Source organism: Aliiroseovarius sp. S253 (assembly GCF_049800855.1).
Taxonomy (GTDB): Bacteria; Pseudomonadota; Alphaproteobacteria; order Rhodobacterales; family Rhodobacteraceae; genus Aliiroseovarius.
In genome coordinates, this window is record NZ_JBNAFW010000001.1 from 1649515 (window position 1) to 1665158 (window position 15644).

Genomic DNA, 15644 nt, shown 5'->3' on the forward strand with positions numbered 1-15644 from the left:
GGGTTACGGGCTTGCGCCGGTCTGGTCAAGCAGGCGTGGCCACAGCGCGCAGCAATCGCGCACGCGCTGGCGGGACCGAGGCGATCTCGACCCCGGTAAAGACATGAAGCGTATCCAGATCGTGATCCACAACGGCATGATCCGACACCCACCCCCCCATCATCAGATAGGTGCGCAGAAGCGGCGGCAAGCCCAGCATGGCACGCTTGGTATCAGGCGCGCGGCGCAGGCGTTGCGCAAAACGAAACACGTTGGGTGCTTTGACACGCGGGCGCCAGCGTTTGGGTGCAATGTGGCGGTCCCGAAGCAAGGCAAACGTATCCAGATAGCGCGCCTCGTCCGTCCCATGAAACGACGAACAGCCGAATAGTAGGCCGATCTTTTCCTGATCCACATAGCGCGTCATCGCGCCCCATGCCACGCGTAGAATATCCGCCCCGCCTTGAGCTTCGGGATCAATACAGAAGCGGCCCATCTCGATCATCGGGCTGTTATAGTCGTACAAGGCAGAAAGCTCGTAGAACTGCGCGGAATAGCTGTCGCTGATGGATTTGCCGTCTGGAAAGGGCAGCAGGCGGAAACTGGCGACTAGCTTGCCGGTTATGGCGTCTTCGATGAGAACATGGCGGCAAATATCGTCAAAGGAGTCTGCGTCTAGCCCTTCACCACCACGAAAACACCTGTGGCGCAACACCTGTGCGGAAAGGATATCGGCACGGGTTTCGCCAAACCGTGCGTGATAACGGGGTATGTTCCGTATCGGCATGTGGTGCCCCTGCCCTTAGCGCAAAGCGCCTTTGTCATCATATGCGCATGCGCCTTTGTGCAGACAAGATATGACAGACAAGTGACGTCACGAAAGCGAAAGCTGCGCGCCCTGCGCTTACAATAGAAAAGGCGCCGGAAGACCGACGCCATTTCACAGGGATTATGAGGGGCTTAGTTGCGGCCCAGTTGTTCCGCCAGATCGATGCGACCGAACGATCCGAAGAGCTGCCGCAGGAAGCTGACGCCCTTGATGTTGCTTGCGGTCACGCGACGCTCAAGCACAACAACGCGCCCGTCTTGCAACCCGAAACGTTCGATGTTCTCGACACGTCCCTTGCTGTCAAAGCTGATCGCCAGAACTTCGCGGTCGATCTCTTTCGGGGCGTTGTACAAATAATGCTCGAACTGCGAACGAACATAGTAATACCCGCTGTCGGACAATAGACCAGCGGTCCCCGGCTTGCCGATTGCCTCGGCCACGGTTTCGCGGGTATCTTTGCCAACCACCAGAAGATCCACGTCTTCTTTCAACGGCATATAACCGTGATTGCGGTAGGTCGCGGCACAGGCCGTCAAGGCGATGGCAAGCGTCACAACGGCGATGGCCTTGCCTGCGCGTTTCACCCTATCTGTCAGATAAGACATATGCTCCCCTTGCGTTCTGCCCTTGCTTCTGGGTATCGGCTTATCGCAGGAACGGCCACGGTTCAAGAAACGATACTGATCTTGTATCCCCGTGGTCAGGATTCCTACCATATCCGGTTCGCCCCAACGTCAGGAGACACCGACATGAGCACCGATACGCCCGGCACGGGTCAGCATACGACCAAGTATCAGCACATCCTGCGTGTGGCCGATCTGTCGACAGGTTCGGCAACTCCATTCGAGCTGATCCCAACGGATGCCGAATGCAAAGCGATTGCTGCTGAACTGGGGATACCTGCCCTGCGCAAGCTGCGATTCAAGGGCACTCTAAATGCGCGCGGCAAGACGGATTGGCAGTTGAAAGCACAACTGGGTGCCACCGTTGTTCAGGACTGCGTTGTCACCTTGGATCCTGTCACGACCCGGATCGAGGACCCCGTAAGCCGACGCTGGGTCCGCGATCTGCCCGAGCTTGAGGCCGGCGACGAGATCGAGATGCCGGACGATGAAACGCTCGAACAGCTTGGAGCCGAAATTGATCTGGGCGAAGTGATGATCGAATCTCTCGCTCTGGCTCTGCCTATGTTTCCGCGAGCGGAAGGCGCTGAATTGGATCAAACCAACTTCGCCGCTCCCGGCGTTGCTCCGATGAGCGATGAAGACGCCAGACCTTTCGCTGGCCTGTCTGCTCTGCGTGACCAACTGGCAGGTAAATCCGACTCGAGTGACGACGCCGAATAAGCCGCCCGACCGCCCATCACGCTGAAACTCACCCGTAAAACTGAAGATTTCGGCAAATTCAGACCAATCGGCACTTGCAAGAAAAAAGAATCCCAGTATTTTCCCGGCTTCTTCCACAAGATGGGTTGGACAGCGCCCCGCAAACAGCGTATGAGGCGCCGAGACTCACACACGAGAATAACCGGCTTCCCTGAAGCCTTAAGAAATCACCGGGCCATGCGCCCCCAAAATCGAAGGTTGAGACCATGGCCGTCCAACAGAACAAAGTATCCAAGTCGCGCCGCAACAACCGCCGCGCACATGACGCTCTGGTTGCTGCGAACCCGAACGAATGTTCGAACTGCGGCGAGCTGAAGCGCCCCCACCACGTTTGCCCGTCCTGCGGTCACTATGACGATCGCGAAGTTGTTGCCATGGCCGACGAAATCGACCTGGACGACGAGGACGCAGCGTAAGGCACTTGCCCCGCGCGGGTGGGCATGTCAGAAAATCCCCGAGCATGGGATAAAGAATGACAATGAACGCCCCCAAACGCACAATCGTATCGGTCGACGCCATGGGCGGAGATCTAGGACCGGCAGCTGTCGTTGCCGGTCTTGCGCTGTCTGCAGACAAGAACCCAAATATTGGGTTCATTCTGCACGGAAACAAACCCGATCTTGAAAAGCTGGTTGTCCGGACAAAAGGTCTGGCCGACGTTTGCGACATCCGTCACGCCGACGAGGTTGTGACCATGGATGACAAGCCCAGCTATGTGATGCGCAATGGTCAGAACACCTCGATGTGGTCGACCATTGATGCCGTCCGCAATGGAGAGGCCGACGTGGCCGTCAGCTGTGGCAACACCGGCGCCTTGATGCTTCTGTCGATGGTCCGCCTGCGCAAATTGCCCGGCGTGAACCGCCCTGCCATCGCCTGCCTCTGGCCTTCGCGCAACCCAGCTGGTTTCAACGTGATGCTGGATGTGGGTGCTGATATTCGCGCCGATGACACCGACCTTCTGCAGTATGCTCTGATGGGTGCGTCTTACGCGCGCAACGGGCTTGGTCTGGCACGCCCGCGCGTCGGCCTTCTGAATGTCGGAACCGAAGAACACAAAGGCCGACCCGAGCTAAAAAGCGCACATGAGTTGATTGGTGACGCCGCAGAGCATGCCAATATCGACTATGTCGGCTTTGTCGAAGGCGGTGATATTCCATCTGACCGCGTAGATGTCGTTGTCACCGACGGATTTACAGGAAACGTGGCGCTGAAAACCGCCGAAGGTACAGCGAGCCTTGTCTCGGGCCTGCTTCGGGATGCGTTCAACGCGACAATTCTGTCGAAGATCTCGGCCCTTTTGGCGCTGACTTCGCTGCGTCGTCTCAGCAAACGTGTGGATCCGCGCCGCAACAATGGCGGCGTGTTCCTTGGCCTGAACGGCACCGTGGTGAAAAGCCATGGCTCGGCAGATGCGACGGGGATGTCGGCAGCCGTGAAACTGGCCTTCCGACTGGCCGAAAGCGGCTTTAATCAGAAGCTTGCAGCCCGGGTTGCATCCGCAGGCACGCAAAGCCAAGATCAAAAAAATCAAAAACCGGAAGGTGAGCAGCCAGAATGACACTTCGCGCCGTGGTCAAAGGCGTCGGGCACTATTTGCCCGAACGCGTGGTTCCAAACTCGTATTTCGAAGACATCGTCGACACATCTGACGAATGGATTCGCACCCGGTCAGGGATCGAGCGTCGCCACTTCGCCGCAGAAGACGAAACCACTTCGAAAATGGGCGCGAACGCGGCGCGCGCGGCGCTTGCCGATGCCGGACTGGAACCTGATGACATCGACGCCATCGTTCTGGCGACCTCGACTCCGGACCTGACATTCCCGTCGGTCGCCACGATGGTGCAGAACGAATTGGGTATGACGCGTGGCTTTGCGTTTGACGTTCAAGCCGTCTGCGCAGGCTTTGTCTTTGCTCTGACGAACGCCAACGCCCTGATCCTATCCGGGCAGGCCAAGCGCGTTTTGGTCATCGGGGCCGAGACGTTCTCGCGTATTTTGGACATGAATGACCGCGCCACCTGCGTTTTGTTTGGCGACGGTGCGGGCGCCTTGGTGCTTGAGGCACAAGACGGCGACGGTAGCAATTCGGATCGCGGCATTCTTTCAGCGGACCTGAATTCGGACGGACGCCTGCGCGAAATGCTCTATGTGGATGGCGGCGTCTCGACCACGCAGACGTCGGGCCACCTGCGCATGCAGGGCAATCCACTGTTCCGTCAGGCGGTAGGCAAACTGGCCCAAACCGCCGAGACAGCCTTGTCTAAAGTTGGGCTGACCGACGACGACGTAAACTGGATCGTGCCCCATCAGGCCAATATCCGCATCATCCAAGGCACCGCTAAAAAGCTAGGCGTCCCGATGGACCGCGTTGTGGTCACCGTTCAAGATCACGGCAACACCTCGGCTGCGTCGATCCCTCTGGCGATGTCCGTGGCGCGCAGCGAAGGCAAAATCAAAGATGGCGATCTTCTGGTCGCCGAAGCCATCGGCGGCGGTTTGGCCTGGGGGGCAGTGGTTCTTCGCTGGTGATCCCCGAGGCCAGAGCTAACCTTCTCAAGAAACACCATCTCCACCCCAATTTGCACTGGCGAGCTTCTGCTTTCGCAAGCCATTGATATTGACTCGGAATTTCAAAAATTCCATGCTCCATGCCAGTATCTAATCATGCCCGGTGCACATGCATCGATAAAAAGGGCAGAAAAAAGCCATTCAGGGGGACAATATGAATGAAAAGACTTTGACCCGCATGGACCTTAGCGAGTCCGTGTTTCGTGAGGTCGGCCTTTCGCGCAACGAAAGCGCGCAACTGGTTGAAAACGTCTTGAACCACATTTCAGACGCGCTGGTGTCTGGCCAAAGCGTCAAAATCTCGTCATTTGGAACATTTTCGATCCGCGACAAGGCGGCCCGCGTTGGTCGCAATCCCAAGACCGGGGAAGAAGTGCCGATCCTGCCACGGCGCGTCCTGACCTTCCGCCCGTCGCATCTGATGAAAGACCGGGTCGCGGCTGGAAACAAACGCTAATCGGGCCGGATTAAGGCCCCTTTTGCACCCAGAAGCCACGGATTAGAGAGCAGACAACGACATGGACAAGAAGTCTCCTGACGCCTTTCGCACCATCAGCGAGGTGGCCGATTGGCTGGGTGTGCCCACCCACGTGTTGCGCTTCTGGGAAAGCCGGTTCACGCAAGTCAAACCTGTCAAGCGCGCTGGGGGGCGTCGGTACTATCGCCCTGCGGATATGGAGCTTTTGGGCGGTATCCGGAAGCTTTTGCATGAAGACGGCATGACCATTCGTGGCGTGCAGAAACTGTTGCGCGAACAAGGCGTCAAGCACGTGGCAGCCATGTCCCCTCCGCTTGAAAGCTCAGAAATGCGGGATTCGGATGGGTCGAATGTGGTGCCATTGGCGACCTCTCGAACCTCCACCGAGGCTTCGGAAGAGCACGCACCCGAAGTGACTGACACAGTCAGTCCGGACACGGTCAAGGCGCAAACCGATCATCAGGACATCCTGGACGACACTCCGGTGTCTGAGCCAGAACCAGAGCCAGAGGCTGCCGAACACGACAGCCCTCCTACGCTGACCGACGCAGCGGATGATTCCGACGACAACCTTGTAGAGGCCCTGACAGACAAGCCTTCCACCGAGGTGATTGACGACGAGCCAGCAGAACGCGATCTGTTCGCGGCAGAGACAACGCCGGAACCTGAAACGCTTGAGCACGATCACGAGCCGACCGAACTTGAGGCTGATGTCGCCGAGGCGGGCAGCGTTGAGGAGATCGACGAGATTAATGCTCCGGCCAGCGGCGACGTAGAATCACAGGAGAGCGCCACGCAAGAGGCGCCTGACACGTCCGAACCCGAGGTTGCCGCCCCTGCCGAACCAGTCGAACCAGTCCCGGCGATAGAACCTGACCCATCTCCAATCGCTCCTCCCCCTTCTCCGCTTCCAATTGATATTTCGCATATTTCGGATGACGTTGCTGACGACGCTTTCGCCACATCGCAAAGCGTATCGATCAGTGCGAAACTCAGGGCTTTCCGTAGCTCGGGTGGGGTGCTGCCTGACGACAAGCTGAGCAGCTTGACCGCGCGCCTGTCAGATCTGGCGATCCGCATGGCCCCTGCCCCATCCGACAATGGTCAGGCAGAATGACCCCACTTGGAGTTTGGGAAATTTCATTGGAAAGAATGCGCAATTTCCGGACGTTTCCCGCTTGCCCTGCCCGTGAAAATCACTATGTAAGGGCCTCAGTCGGGCTATGGCGCAGCCTGGTAGCGCGTCCGTCTGGGGGACGGAAGGTCGCAGGTTCGAGTCCTGCTAGCCCGACCAATTCAAAAAACGCCCGCCCGGCTTTCGGGTGGGTGTTTTTGTATGGATCAGGCCCCTTTGCGGCCTGCGGCGAAGGAGGAACGCCATGAAATCCGGAGTGTTGGCAGATCATCAGATCCGGCAGATGATCACCGAAGGTGGTATTTCCGCGTCCTCGCCCATTTTGAACGAACAGATACAGCCGGCCTCGCTTGACCTGCGACTGGGCGAGAAAGCCTATCGCGTACGCGCGTCCTTTCTTCCGGGCAAAGAAGCCACTGTCACCGAGCGTCTGGCCGATCTAACCATGCACGAGCTGTCGCTAACAGGCGGCGCGGTGCTGGAAAAGGGATGCGTCTATGTGATTCCTCTGATGGAGCGGCTGAACCTGCCCGAAGGCATGACCGCCGCCGCCAGTGCCAAAAGCTCGATCGGGCGGGTCGATCTGATGACCCGCGTGATCACCGATCAGGGGATCGAATTTGATCGCGTGCCCGAAGGCTATGACGGCCCGCTTTATGCCGAGCTTTGCCCGCAAAGCTTCTCGGTCGTGGCCCAGCCCGGTCAGCTGCTGAACCAAATCATCTTCCGGCAGGGCAAAACGATTCTATCCGACGACGACCTGCGCGCCGTGCATGAACGCAGCGCGATTGTATCGGGCGACCCCGTCATCTCGGACGGGTTGGGGTTTTCGGTTGATCTGAAGCCCCGCGACGGTGATCTGGTCGGCTATCGTGCCAAGCGCCACACTGGCGTCGTGGACCTGTCAAAGCTGGCTCATTACGACCCTGCGGAATACTGGGAAGAGGTCCGCACGACCGAAGGCCGGATCATCCTTGACCCCGGCGCGTTCTATATCCTCGTCAGCCGCGAAGCCATCGCCATCCCGCCCGATTGCGCCGCCGAAATGGCGCCCTATCTGGCCATGGTCGGCGAGTTTCGCGTGCATTACGCGGGCTTCTTTGACCCCGGATTCGGCTATGATGCGGCGGGCGGAACCGGATCGCGTGGTGTCCTTGAGGTGCGCTGCCACGAGGCCCCCTTCGTCTTAGAGCACGGACAGGTCGTGGGGCGTTTGGTTTATGAAAAGATGAGCGAGATCCCCGAGGCACTCTATGGTGTCGACATCAAGTCGAACTATCAGGGGCAAGGCCTGAAGCTGTCGAAGCACTTCAAGTAACGGCAAGGACCACAACCTATCGGAACCGACCGCACGGCAGTTAAAACAATCGCCGTCCGATCCTCATCGTTTTCCGCCCGCGATTAGCAAGCTTGCGGGCTTTGCGGGCCTCTTCGCGTTCCTCGGGAGTCATCTCTTCTTTGGCTTTACCTCGGCGAGCCGCCAAATCGATGCCAGCGTTGACGCCTTTGTTCATCAGGCGGCGCGTGACGATGCGGACGATCATGTTGATGATTTGATTGACGTTCATGGCAAATCAATCCTCGAACAGTTCCGACTGACCTTCCGGGCTTTCATCCTCATCATCAGAGTCTGGTCCGGGCATGGCACCGGGTGGTGGGCGGCTTTCCAGCAGGCCTGCCGAACGCAGCTCCTTCAGCCCCGGCAAGTCACGCGCACTTTCCAGTCCGAATTGGTCCAGGAAGCCCGGCGTGACCACGAAAGTCACGGGGCGGCCCGGTGTCATGCGGCGGCGGCCGAAGCGGATCCACTCCATTTCGATCAACTGATCAATGGTGCCACGGCTGACGGACACGCCCCGGATCTCTTCGATCTCGGCCCGCGTAACCGGTTGATGATAGGCGATAATTGCCAAAGTCTCGATCGCGGCGCGGCTGAGCTTGCGTTGCTCGACCGTTTCCTTTTGCATCAGATACCCTAGGTCCGGCGCAGTGCGGATGGCCCAAGCATCGCCCACCTTTACGACCGAGACACCCCGACCTTCATAGCGCTTGCGCAGATGGACCAAGGCCTCGGCTGCGTCGCACCCATGGGGCATGCGGTCTTCCAATTCTTTCACGCTGACGGCTTCGGCCGAAGCAAAAAGGATGGCTTCGACCATCCGTTCCTGTTCGCCCATCGGAGGGGCCTCGAACAGGCTTTCCTCGCGCGCGTCTTTCGCGTCTTGTCCGTCACTAGGCCCCTCACTGGGCGTGTCACTGATCACATCATCCGTCATTTGATTTCCTGCGGATTTGAATGGGCGAAAACGTGTCGCCCTGTCTAAGTTCAAGCTCGCCTCGTTTGGCCATTTCCAATGTGGCAGCGAAATTTGCAGCCATGGCCGAGCGGCGTTTGGCGGGTTCGACTTCCCACCCTTCGGGCAGATACGAGGTCAGCTCGGTCCAGTCACCGGCATAGTTGATTAGCCCGCGCATCCGGTCCAGTGCCTGCTCCATCGTCATTACCGCGTCGCGATCCATGACGAAGGGGCGGAATTCATCCTTGGTGCGGATCCGGGCATAGCCCTGCATCAGGTCCAAAAGCGTCGCGGTGTAGGTCACACGGCGTATGCGGGTCACATCTTCAGGCACACCACGGGCGAAGAAGTCGCGCCCAAGCTGGTCGCGCGCCATCAGCTTGGCAGCGGAATCACGCATGCCCTGAAGCCGCTCCAACTGGAAGGCAAGGTGGGCGGCCAGCTCTTCCCCGGTCGGCCCTTCTTCCGAAGGATCCGGCGGTAAAAGCAGGCGCGATTTCAGGAATGCAAGCCAAGCGGCCATCACCAGATAATCGGCGGCCAGTTCGATCCGCAGATGTCGCGCTTGTTCCACGAAGGCCAGATACTGCACCGACAGTTCCAACACCGAGATCTTGCGCAAATCCACCTTTTGCGTACGCGACAGCGTCAGAAGAAGATCGAGCGGGCCTTCAAACCCCTCGACGTCAACGATCAGCGCCTCGGCGGCCAACCGCTCGGACACTGACATTGCATCTTCTTGAAACTCTTCAGTCTCGCTCATCACCCGCCTGTACTACTGTCTCACCAGTCATCAGGCTTTGAAATTCCGCGTCCAAGGCGTCAATGTCAATGGGAACGGGTGGTTTGCGCCACGAAAGCGCGGCTTCGGCGCGCGAAAGTGCGTCGCCAGACAGATCTCCGCAGGCATCTGCGACCACTTCCATCTGCTCAAGCACGCCATTGCAATGCAAAATGATGTCACATCCGGCGCGCAAGGCAGCGCGGGATCGCACGGACAAAGCGCCAGACAGCGCCTGCATCGAGATATCATCCGTCATCAGAAGCCCGCCAAAACCGATCTTCTGACGGATCAGGGCAATCATATCCGGGCTTTGGGTCGCGGGGTGGTCTGGGTCGATGTCTTCAAACACGATATGGGCGGACATGCCCAAGGGAAGACCCGCCAAGGGTTCAAACGCCATGAAGTCGGTCCAGCCAAGCTCTTTCGCTTTGGTTTTGACCCGTGGAAGTTCCAGATGCGTGTCCAGAGAGGACCGGCCATGGCCTGGAATGTGTTTGACCACAGGCAGCACGCCGCCATCCAGCAAACCTTGCGCCACGCTGGCCGCACGTTCGGCGACTTTGACCACATCCTCGCCATAGCAGCGATTGAGCAAGATGGGATGGGTGTCTGCCGTCGCAATATCGGCCAAGGGGGCGCAGTTGCCATCAATGCCGACCGACAGAAGCTCGTCCGCGATCAGGCGATAACGGATGTAAAGACTGCGCACCGACGCCTTGGGGTTCAGCTTGACCTGATCCAATGCAGGCAGCCATTCACGCCAATACGGAGCACCCATTCGCGCAACGCGACCACCTTCCTGATCAATGAAGATCGGCGCGTCCCGCCCCACAGCGCCGCGCAGCTCGCTGGTCAGGGCGCGCAACTGATCTGGCGTGTCCACATTCCGGGCAAAAAGGATGAAGCCCCAAGGTTGGGCGCGTTCGAAAAAATCCCTTTCGGCGCGCGAAATCGATGTGCCTTCGCAGCCAAAGATATATGCGCCAATGCGGGACATAACTATCGGGTCGCGACCGGGATACAGGCGGCCTTCGAGGCCATCAGCACCGAGCAGAAGCGGCGCGAGTCTGCCAGATCAGCAAAGCCCATCGCACGCAGGCGATAGAAGGTCTTGCCGCCGGTCTGAGCTTTCTCGATCACGCGGGACTTGCCCCCCATGTAGTCCTCGAACCGGGCGGACAGAACGCCCCACTGTTCGCGCGCGACTTCGGCGCTATCAAAAGCCCCCAGTTGCACAAGGCGTGTGCCGGGGGCCAAGGTCGAAGGATCAACTTCATTTACTGCAGGAGTGCCCGTCGGCGCGGGGGCCGAAACCTTGGTGTTCAGATCCGCAGGCCGCAGATTTGGTCGAAGGGATTTGCTGACACCGGGCACCGAGGCCGGAATGATCTTGACGCTTGGCTCGGCTGGAACGGCTGGCACTGCAGCTTCAGCGACGGGCGGCACAGGAATAGCCATCGGCGCGATCGAGGCGACAAGCTCGGTCGACGCGGTTTCCAGCGTCGCCCCAAGCATAGGAGCGTCGGCGGCGATTTGTTCGGCAATAGCAAGTGCTGCGGCCACGGGATCCAATTCAGTGGTCGGTTCGGTCACATATGCCTGAATGGCTGCGGCGGGCACGGTAACATCGGTATCGGCACGGGCGACCTCGGCCACCGCCGCATCTTCGCCCGACAGTGACGCGGGTTCGGGCGCCAGAACCAGACGATCAGCAGGGGCAGAAGCCTCGCCTTCCGCCTGTACGGCGTTTACGGCCAGACCTTGATGGTCTGCCGATTGTCCGCCGGGATTTTCAGGCTGTACGCGCATGGGGCCCTCAAGCGCGCGAACGACCGGAATGCCGGTAACGTCGCGCATAGCAAGCTTATAGCCCCAAACGCCCAGACCTACGATCAGGGCCAGAGACACAGCGGCCCCAGCATAATTCAAAAGCCCCGCGGCCCCACCACCACGCGACGCGTTAGGTTCAGACGGCTGGGCGTAGTACCCTTGATCATCGAAGGGCGCTTCGTGATACCCGGCGTAACCGTTTTGCTGTGGTACGGGCGGCACTGCGGGACCACCATGGGCCGGATGCACATAAGCAGACCCCGCAGATGTCACCACAGGTTCGGGTCGATGCCCATAGTCGGGATGATTTTGATACGCGGGATGCGGGGCGTTATGCCCCCAATTTGTTTCTGCCATCTTGCCTCACACCCGGAAATCAGGGGCTTGGCCTTATGGCTCTTTCCACACCCTGCGCCGGTCAAACTGCTCTACTCGCACTCGACCGGGGCGCATTTTGTCAGCGCATTTCCTCGGCCGGAGTGACGCCCAAAATACCCAATCCGGACGAAATGACAACGGCCACTGCGCGCGGCAGGGCAATTTTTGCCGCCGATGAGTCATTATTGCCATCCTGAAGGAAGCGCAGTTCAGGTTTGTCGTTGCCACGGTTCCACAGCGCGTGGAATTCCGAGGCCAGCTCGTACAGATAGAACGCAATCCGGTGGGGTTCATGGGTGCGCGCGGCGATCTCGACCAGACGCGGCCATTCGGCCAGTTTCTTGGCCACGGCCAGCTCGGCTTCGTCCTGCAGATTTGGCGTGTCGGTCAGGGTGATCCCCTGCTCTTCCGCCTTACGCAGCACCGAGCGAACCCGCGCATGAGCATATTGTACGTAGAATACCGGATTGTCTTTGGATTGCTCCAACACCTTGTCGAAATCGAAATCCAACGGCGCATCATTTTTGCGCGTCAGCATCACGAAACGGGTCACGTCCGAGCCGACCTGCTCGACCACGTCGCGCAAGGTGACAAAAGTTCCGGCTCGCTTGGACATTTTGAACGGCTCGCCGTTCTTGAACAGCTTCACCAGCTGGGTCAGCTTGATGTCCAAAGGCACTTTGCCATCGGACAGGGCCGACACGGCCGCTTTCATCCGCTTTACATAGCCGCCGTGATCGGCGCCGAACACGTCGATCAGCGCATCAAAGCCACGTTCAACTTTGTCGAAGTGATAGGCAATATCGGGTGCAAAATAGGTCCAGCTACCGTCCGATTTCTTCACCGGGCGGTCCACGTCGTCGCCATGTTCGGTCGACTTGAACAATGTCTGCTCGCGCGGCTCCCAATCCTCGGGCTTTTTGCCCTTGGGTGGCTCCAGTACGCCTTCATAGATCAAGCCCTTGCCTTCCAGCGTCTTGATCGCGCCTTCGATCCGACCCGTGCCATAAAGCGATTTTTCGGAATAGAAGACATCCATCTTCACACCCAGCTGGGCGAGATCCTCACGGATCAGGTCCATCATGGCTTCCGTCGCGAACTCACGGATTTCAACCAGCCAGTCGGCTTCGGGCTTGCCCATATAGGCATCGCCCACCTTGGCCTTCAGCGCCTCGCCAACCGGCACCAGATAGTCGCCGGGATAGGTGCCGTCCTCGAACGCGACCTCTTGGCCGTGTGCTTCGAGGTACCGCAAATATACGGACCGCGCCAATACATCGACCTGCGCACCACCGTCATTGATGTAATACTCGCGCGTCACATCATGACCGGCGAAATCCAACAGGCTCGCCAGCGCGTCGCCAAATACAGCCCCGCGGGTATGCCCCACATGCAGGGGCCCCGTTGGGTTAGCCGAAACATATTCCACGTTCACTTTCTGACCAGCGCCCATGGTCGACCGGCCAAAGCCAGGATCTGCAAGCACGCCTTCAACCAGACCTGCCCAAATCGATGCCGCCAAACGCAGATTCAAGAAACCCGGCCCAGCAACCTCGGCCACGTCAATGCGGGCATCCTCGGCCAACTTGGCGGCCAGCACATCCGCAATGTCGCGCGGTTTCATCTTGGCGGGTTTCGCCAGAACCATAGCGGCATTCGTTGCCATATCCCCATGCGCCGCATCACGCGGAGGTTCGACCGCCACGTTGTCAAAGCTCAGCCCCTCGGGCAAAGCGCCTTCGCTGACCATTTGGGTCAGGGCATCAATCACAAGCGCGCGAATATCGGCAAAGAGGTTCATCATCTCGGTCCTTATCTGTCCCGCGCACTCCTATCAGCCCCGCCCCAAAGGTCAAGCGATGCTAGGGCCGAACCCGACCTCAACTCATTTTCTTACCGGAAGTATCCTGGGGTGAATGCGCGCAGCGCAGAGGGGCAAAGCCCCTACCCGCCCAGTCCCAATCGCGCATGTTCCTGAAGCGCGAAACGATCAGTCATGCCCGCGATATAATCCGACACCAAGCGCGCCAAGGCGGTCTCGCCATCTGCGGCTTCAATCTCGCGGCACCACTCATCGGGAAGCTCCATCGGGTGCGCCATGAAATGGTCGAACAGATCCCCCACCACGGCGGTGACACGGGTGCGCATTTCAACCACCGAGGGCGCGCGGTACATGCGAGTGAACAGGAACTTACGGATCACTTTCAGATCGGCCCACAGCTCGGGCGAAAACCGAATGACCGCGTGGTCCAGCGCGCGAATATCCTCGACCGATTGCGGGTCGGCCGCTGTTAACAAGCGCTGCGAGGTGCTCAACACATCCTCGACCATCACGCCGAACACACGGCGCAGCGCCTCATGACGGCGACGGCCTGCATCCAGCCCGGGGTAGAGCCCGTCCACCTCGGCGATTGCAGCGCCTACAATGGGCAGCTCTGCTATCTCTTCCATGGTGAACAGCCCCGCGCGCAGCCCGTCATGCAGATCGTGGTTGTTATAGGCAATGTCATCGGCCAGCGCCGCCACCTGCGCCTCGGCGCCCGCATGGGTCGACAGTTCCAGATCATGCAGAGCGTTGTACTCGGCCAGTGCATACGGCAGATCTCCCGTCACCGGGCCATTGTGCTTTGCGATCCCCTCGAGCGTTTCCCAGGTCAGGTTAAGCCCGTCCCATTCGGCATAGTGCCGTTCAAGCGAGGTCACGATCTTCAAGGCCTGCGCGTTGTGATCGAAGCCGCCAAAGGGGGTCATCAGCTCGTCCAGCTTATCTTCGCCCGTATGGCCAAAGGGCGTGTGACCCAGATCATGCGCCAGCGCCACAGCCTCGGTGAGGTGGCTGTTCAGTCCCAGAGCGCCTGCGATGGTCCGCGCCACTTGGGCCACTTCGATCGAATGGGTCAATCGAGTACGGAAATAGTCGCCCTCGTGTTCCACGAAAACCTGTGTTTTATGCTTTAGCCTGCGAAAGCCCGAGGAATGGATGATCCGGTCGCGATCCCGTTGATAGGGCTCGCGAAATTCGCTTTCCCGTTCCGCATAAAGCCGCCCCCGGCTGCCACCGGGATGGGTTGCAAAGCTGGCAAGCATGGCTGCCCCTTTCCGCCTGTCATTTCTGGCACGTTTTGGATGTCCCGTCTGCGCGCGCCTGTTCAGGGCGTCTTGTCGCGCCCGTCCGGCCAACCTATATTCTCTTTGGCGTGAACATGAAACGGAATTCCCGATGGATCTGAACCTGCCCCCCAAAGTCACCGAACGGGCTTTTGCCCGCCTGTCCGAGATCGGTGCAAGCCAACAAGGCAAAGCGCTGCGCGTGGCTGTCGAAGGTGGCGGCTGTTCGGGTTTCCAATACGAGATTTCGCTGGATGACCCCGCCGAAGGAGACTTGGTGTTGGCAGGTGGCGGCGAGCAGGTCGTGGTGGACGAAGTGTCCCTGCCCTTCCTGACGGATGCGGTCATCGATTTCACCGAGGAGTTGATTGGTGCGCGCTTCGTGATCAACAATCCGAATGCCACGGCCTCTTGCGGCTGCGGGACCTCGTTCTCAATCTAGGGCGTCAAGCCGCCATCAATTCGGCGCCCAATGCCATCGCGTCCAATGCATCTTCCTTGGCAATACGCCAAGCATAGGCGAAATCGGCCTGCCATGAATTGCCCAGCTGGCGCTTAAGCGTCCCGATCAGCGTGTTCGCCAACAGCTCGGCATGGTCCGTACTCAGCCCACGCATCGCCAGACGAAAGCCGATGAGGCGCAGCCCGGCGGTCATCGTGACCTCGTTTCCAGCGAAGGTCATCATCAAACGATAGAGCACCCGCACCTGTTCGGCGTGATCATCAATCCGCGCAGGAAACAGCACCCGCAACTCGGGCGCACGCTGAAACAGCAACGGGAAAAACGCATGGGCAAACGCGTCTTCCTGCCCGACCAACAGGTCCAGACTGTGCAAGCATTGCGCGCGTGTCAGATGATCCATGGCAGTG

The 15644-nt window shown here is 59.2% G+C and carries 18 protein-coding genes and 1 tRNA gene; 9 read left to right on the top strand and 10 right to left on the bottom strand.

The window, feature by feature from the left end; genetic code table 11:
- Positions 1–25: 25 nt before the first annotated feature.
- Both ACP15F_RS08045 and ACP15F_RS08050 read right to left on the bottom strand, forming a co-directional pair.
- Positions 26–766, bottom strand: a complete 741-nt coding sequence (locus ACP15F_RS08045) for a GNAT family N-acetyltransferase (RefSeq protein ID WP_424940293.1) — start codon at positions 764–766, stop codon at positions 26–28.
- A 173-nt stretch (positions 767–939) separates the two neighbouring features.
- Positions 940–1413 (bottom strand): outer membrane protein assembly factor BamE, encoded by a 474-nt coding sequence (locus tag ACP15F_RS08050; protein WP_424940294.1) that lies wholly within the window; start codon positions 1411–1413, stop codon positions 940–942.
- Positions 1414–1557: 144 nt separating this feature from the next.
- On the opposite strand from ACP15F_RS08050, the gene ACP15F_RS08055 reads away from it, so the two are divergent.
- The 8 genes from ACP15F_RS08055 (at position 1558) to ACP15F_RS08090 (ending at position 7695) form a co-directional block, all read left to right on the top strand.
- Positions 1558–2154 (top strand): YceD family protein, encoded by a 597-nt coding sequence (locus ACP15F_RS08055; RefSeq protein ID WP_424940295.1) that lies wholly within the window; start codon positions 1558–1560, stop codon positions 2152–2154.
- 245 nt (positions 2155–2399) lie between these two features.
- Entirely contained in the window at positions 2400–2609 is a 210-nt protein-coding gene (rpmF, locus tag ACP15F_RS08060; protein ID WP_108856658.1) for a 50S ribosomal protein L32, read from the top strand.
- 56 nt (positions 2610–2665) lie between these two features.
- Entirely contained in the window at positions 2666–3754 is a 1089-nt protein-coding gene (gene plsX / locus ACP15F_RS08065; protein ID WP_424940296.1) for a phosphate acyltransferase PlsX, read from the top strand.
- Entirely contained in the window at positions 3751–4725 is a 975-nt protein-coding gene (locus tag ACP15F_RS08070) for a beta-ketoacyl-ACP synthase III (RefSeq protein ID WP_424940297.1), read from the top strand. The genes plsX and ACP15F_RS08070 overlap by 4 nt, the downstream gene beginning before the upstream one ends.
- A gap of 193 nt (positions 4726–4918) precedes the next feature.
- Positions 4919–5221, top strand: a complete 303-nt coding sequence (gene ihfA, locus ACP15F_RS08075; RefSeq protein WP_424940298.1) for an integration host factor subunit alpha — start codon at positions 4919–4921, stop codon at positions 5219–5221.
- A gap of 61 nt (positions 5222–5282) precedes the next feature.
- The gene (locus ACP15F_RS08080; protein WP_424940299.1) at positions 5283–6359 is read left to right on the top strand and encodes a MerR family transcriptional regulator; all 1077 of its coding nucleotides are present in this window, start codon (positions 5283–5285) and stop codon (positions 6357–6359) included.
- Positions 6360–6459: 100 nt separating this feature from the next.
- Positions 6460–6536 (top strand) — tRNA-Pro (locus ACP15F_RS08085).
- Positions 6537–6621: 85 nt separating this feature from the next.
- Positions 6622–7695 carry a 2'-deoxycytidine 5'-triphosphate deaminase gene (locus ACP15F_RS08090; protein ID WP_424940300.1) on the top strand — a complete coding sequence of 358 codons (1074 nt, stop codon included), beginning with the start codon at positions 6622–6624 and terminating at the stop codon, positions 7693–7695.
- A gap of 40 nt (positions 7696–7735) precedes the next feature.
- Here ACP15F_RS08090 and ACP15F_RS08095 read toward each other — a convergent pair whose 3' ends face one another.
- From ACP15F_RS08095 to ACP15F_RS08125, 7 genes are all read right to left on the bottom strand, one after another.
- Positions 7736–7945, bottom strand: a complete 210-nt coding sequence (locus ACP15F_RS08095) for a hypothetical protein (RefSeq protein ID WP_424940301.1) — start codon at positions 7943–7945, stop codon at positions 7736–7738.
- A gap of 6 nt (positions 7946–7951) precedes the next feature.
- Complete coding sequence (gene scpB / locus ACP15F_RS08100) at positions 7952–8554, bottom strand: SMC-Scp complex subunit ScpB (protein WP_424940960.1); 603 nt, start codon at positions 8552–8554, stop codon at positions 7952–7954.
- Positions 8555–8642: 88 nt separating this feature from the next.
- Positions 8643–9437 (bottom strand): segregation and condensation protein A, encoded by a 795-nt coding sequence (locus ACP15F_RS08105; RefSeq protein ID WP_424940302.1) that lies wholly within the window; start codon positions 9435–9437, stop codon positions 8643–8645.
- A complete protein-coding gene (locus tag ACP15F_RS08110; RefSeq protein ID WP_424940303.1) occupies positions 9424–10455 on the bottom strand; it encodes a glycoside hydrolase family 3 N-terminal domain-containing protein in 1032 nt (343 codons plus the stop codon). Before ACP15F_RS08110 ends, ACP15F_RS08105 begins: the two co-directional genes overlap by 14 nt.
- Before the next feature lie 2 nt (positions 10456–10457).
- Positions 10458–11645 (bottom strand): SPOR domain-containing protein, encoded by a 1188-nt coding sequence (locus ACP15F_RS08115; protein ID WP_424940304.1) that lies wholly within the window; start codon positions 11643–11645, stop codon positions 10458–10460.
- Between the two features lie 100 nt (positions 11646–11745).
- Complete coding sequence (gene argS, locus ACP15F_RS08120) at positions 11746–13467, bottom strand: arginine--tRNA ligase (RefSeq protein ID WP_424940305.1); 1722 nt, start codon at positions 13465–13467, stop codon at positions 11746–11748.
- A gap of 143 nt (positions 13468–13610) precedes the next feature.
- Positions 13611–14753, bottom strand: a complete 1143-nt coding sequence (locus ACP15F_RS08125) for a deoxyguanosinetriphosphate triphosphohydrolase (protein WP_424940306.1) — start codon at positions 14751–14753, stop codon at positions 13611–13613.
- Between the two features lie 139 nt (positions 14754–14892).
- Between ACP15F_RS08125 and ACP15F_RS08130 the strand changes: the two genes are divergently transcribed.
- Complete coding sequence (locus tag ACP15F_RS08130; protein WP_424940961.1) at positions 14893–15216, top strand: HesB/IscA family protein; 324 nt, start codon at positions 14893–14895, stop codon at positions 15214–15216.
- A gap of 4 nt (positions 15217–15220) precedes the next feature.
- On the opposite strand, the gene ACP15F_RS08135 is transcribed toward ACP15F_RS08130, so the two are convergent.
- The gene (locus ACP15F_RS08135) at positions 15221–15637 is read right to left on the bottom strand and encodes a hypothetical protein (RefSeq protein ID WP_424940307.1); all 417 of its coding nucleotides are present in this window, start codon (positions 15635–15637) and stop codon (positions 15221–15223) included.
- Positions 15638–15644 lie beyond the last annotated feature (7 nt).

Bases quoted from the DNA above. Each gene is read 5' to 3' on its own strand.
- ACP15F_RS08110 (WP_424940303.1), bottom strand. From the start codon at position 10,455: ATGTCCCGCATTGGCGCATATATCTTTGGCTGCGAAGGCACATCGATT.
- plsX (WP_424940296.1), top strand. From the start codon at position 2,666: ATGACAATGAACGCCCCCAAACGCACAATCGTATCGGTCGACGCCATG.
- argS (WP_424940305.1), bottom strand. From the start codon at position 13,467: ATGAACCTCTTTGCCGATATTCGCGCGCTTGTGATTGATGCCCTGACC.
- ACP15F_RS08105 (WP_424940302.1), bottom strand. From the start codon at position 9,437: ATGAGCGAGACTGAAGAGTTTCAAGAAGATGCAATGTCAGTGTCCGAG.
- ihfA (WP_424940298.1), top strand. From the start codon at position 4,919: ATGAATGAAAAGACTTTGACCCGCATGGACCTTAGCGAGTCCGTGTTT.
- ACP15F_RS08070 (WP_424940297.1), top strand. From the start codon at position 3,751: ATGACACTTCGCGCCGTGGTCAAAGGCGTCGGGCACTATTTGCCCGAA.
- ACP15F_RS08090 (WP_424940300.1), top strand. From the start codon at position 6,622: ATGAAATCCGGAGTGTTGGCAGATCATCAGATCCGGCAGATGATCACC.
- ACP15F_RS08045 (WP_424940293.1), bottom strand. From the start codon at position 766: ATGCCGATACGGAACATACCCCGTTATCACGCACGGTTTGGCGAAACC.
- scpB (WP_424940960.1), bottom strand. From the start codon at position 8,554: ATGGGCGAACAGGAACGGATGGTCGAAGCCATCCTTTTTGCTTCGGCC.
- ACP15F_RS08095 (WP_424940301.1), bottom strand. From the start codon at position 7,945: ATGAACGTCAATCAAATCATCAACATGATCGTCCGCATCGTCACGCGC.
- ACP15F_RS08135 (WP_424940307.1), bottom strand. From the start codon at position 15,637: ATGGATCATCTGACACGCGCGCAATGCTTGCACAGTCTGGACCTGTTG.
- ACP15F_RS08050 (WP_424940294.1), bottom strand. From the start codon at position 1,413: ATGTCTTATCTGACAGATAGGGTGAAACGCGCAGGCAAGGCCATCGCC.
- ACP15F_RS08080 (WP_424940299.1), top strand. From the start codon at position 5,283: ATGGACAAGAAGTCTCCTGACGCCTTTCGCACCATCAGCGAGGTGGCC.
- ACP15F_RS08115 (WP_424940304.1), bottom strand. From the start codon at position 11,645: ATGGCAGAAACAAATTGGGGGCATAACGCCCCGCATCCCGCGTATCAA.
- ACP15F_RS08055 (WP_424940295.1), top strand. From the start codon at position 1,558: ATGAGCACCGATACGCCCGGCACGGGTCAGCATACGACCAAGTATCAG.
- rpmF (WP_108856658.1), top strand. From the start codon at position 2,400: ATGGCCGTCCAACAGAACAAAGTATCCAAGTCGCGCCGCAACAACCGC.
- ACP15F_RS08125 (WP_424940306.1), bottom strand. From the start codon at position 14,753: ATGCTTGCCAGCTTTGCAACCCATCCCGGTGGCAGCCGGGGGCGGCTT.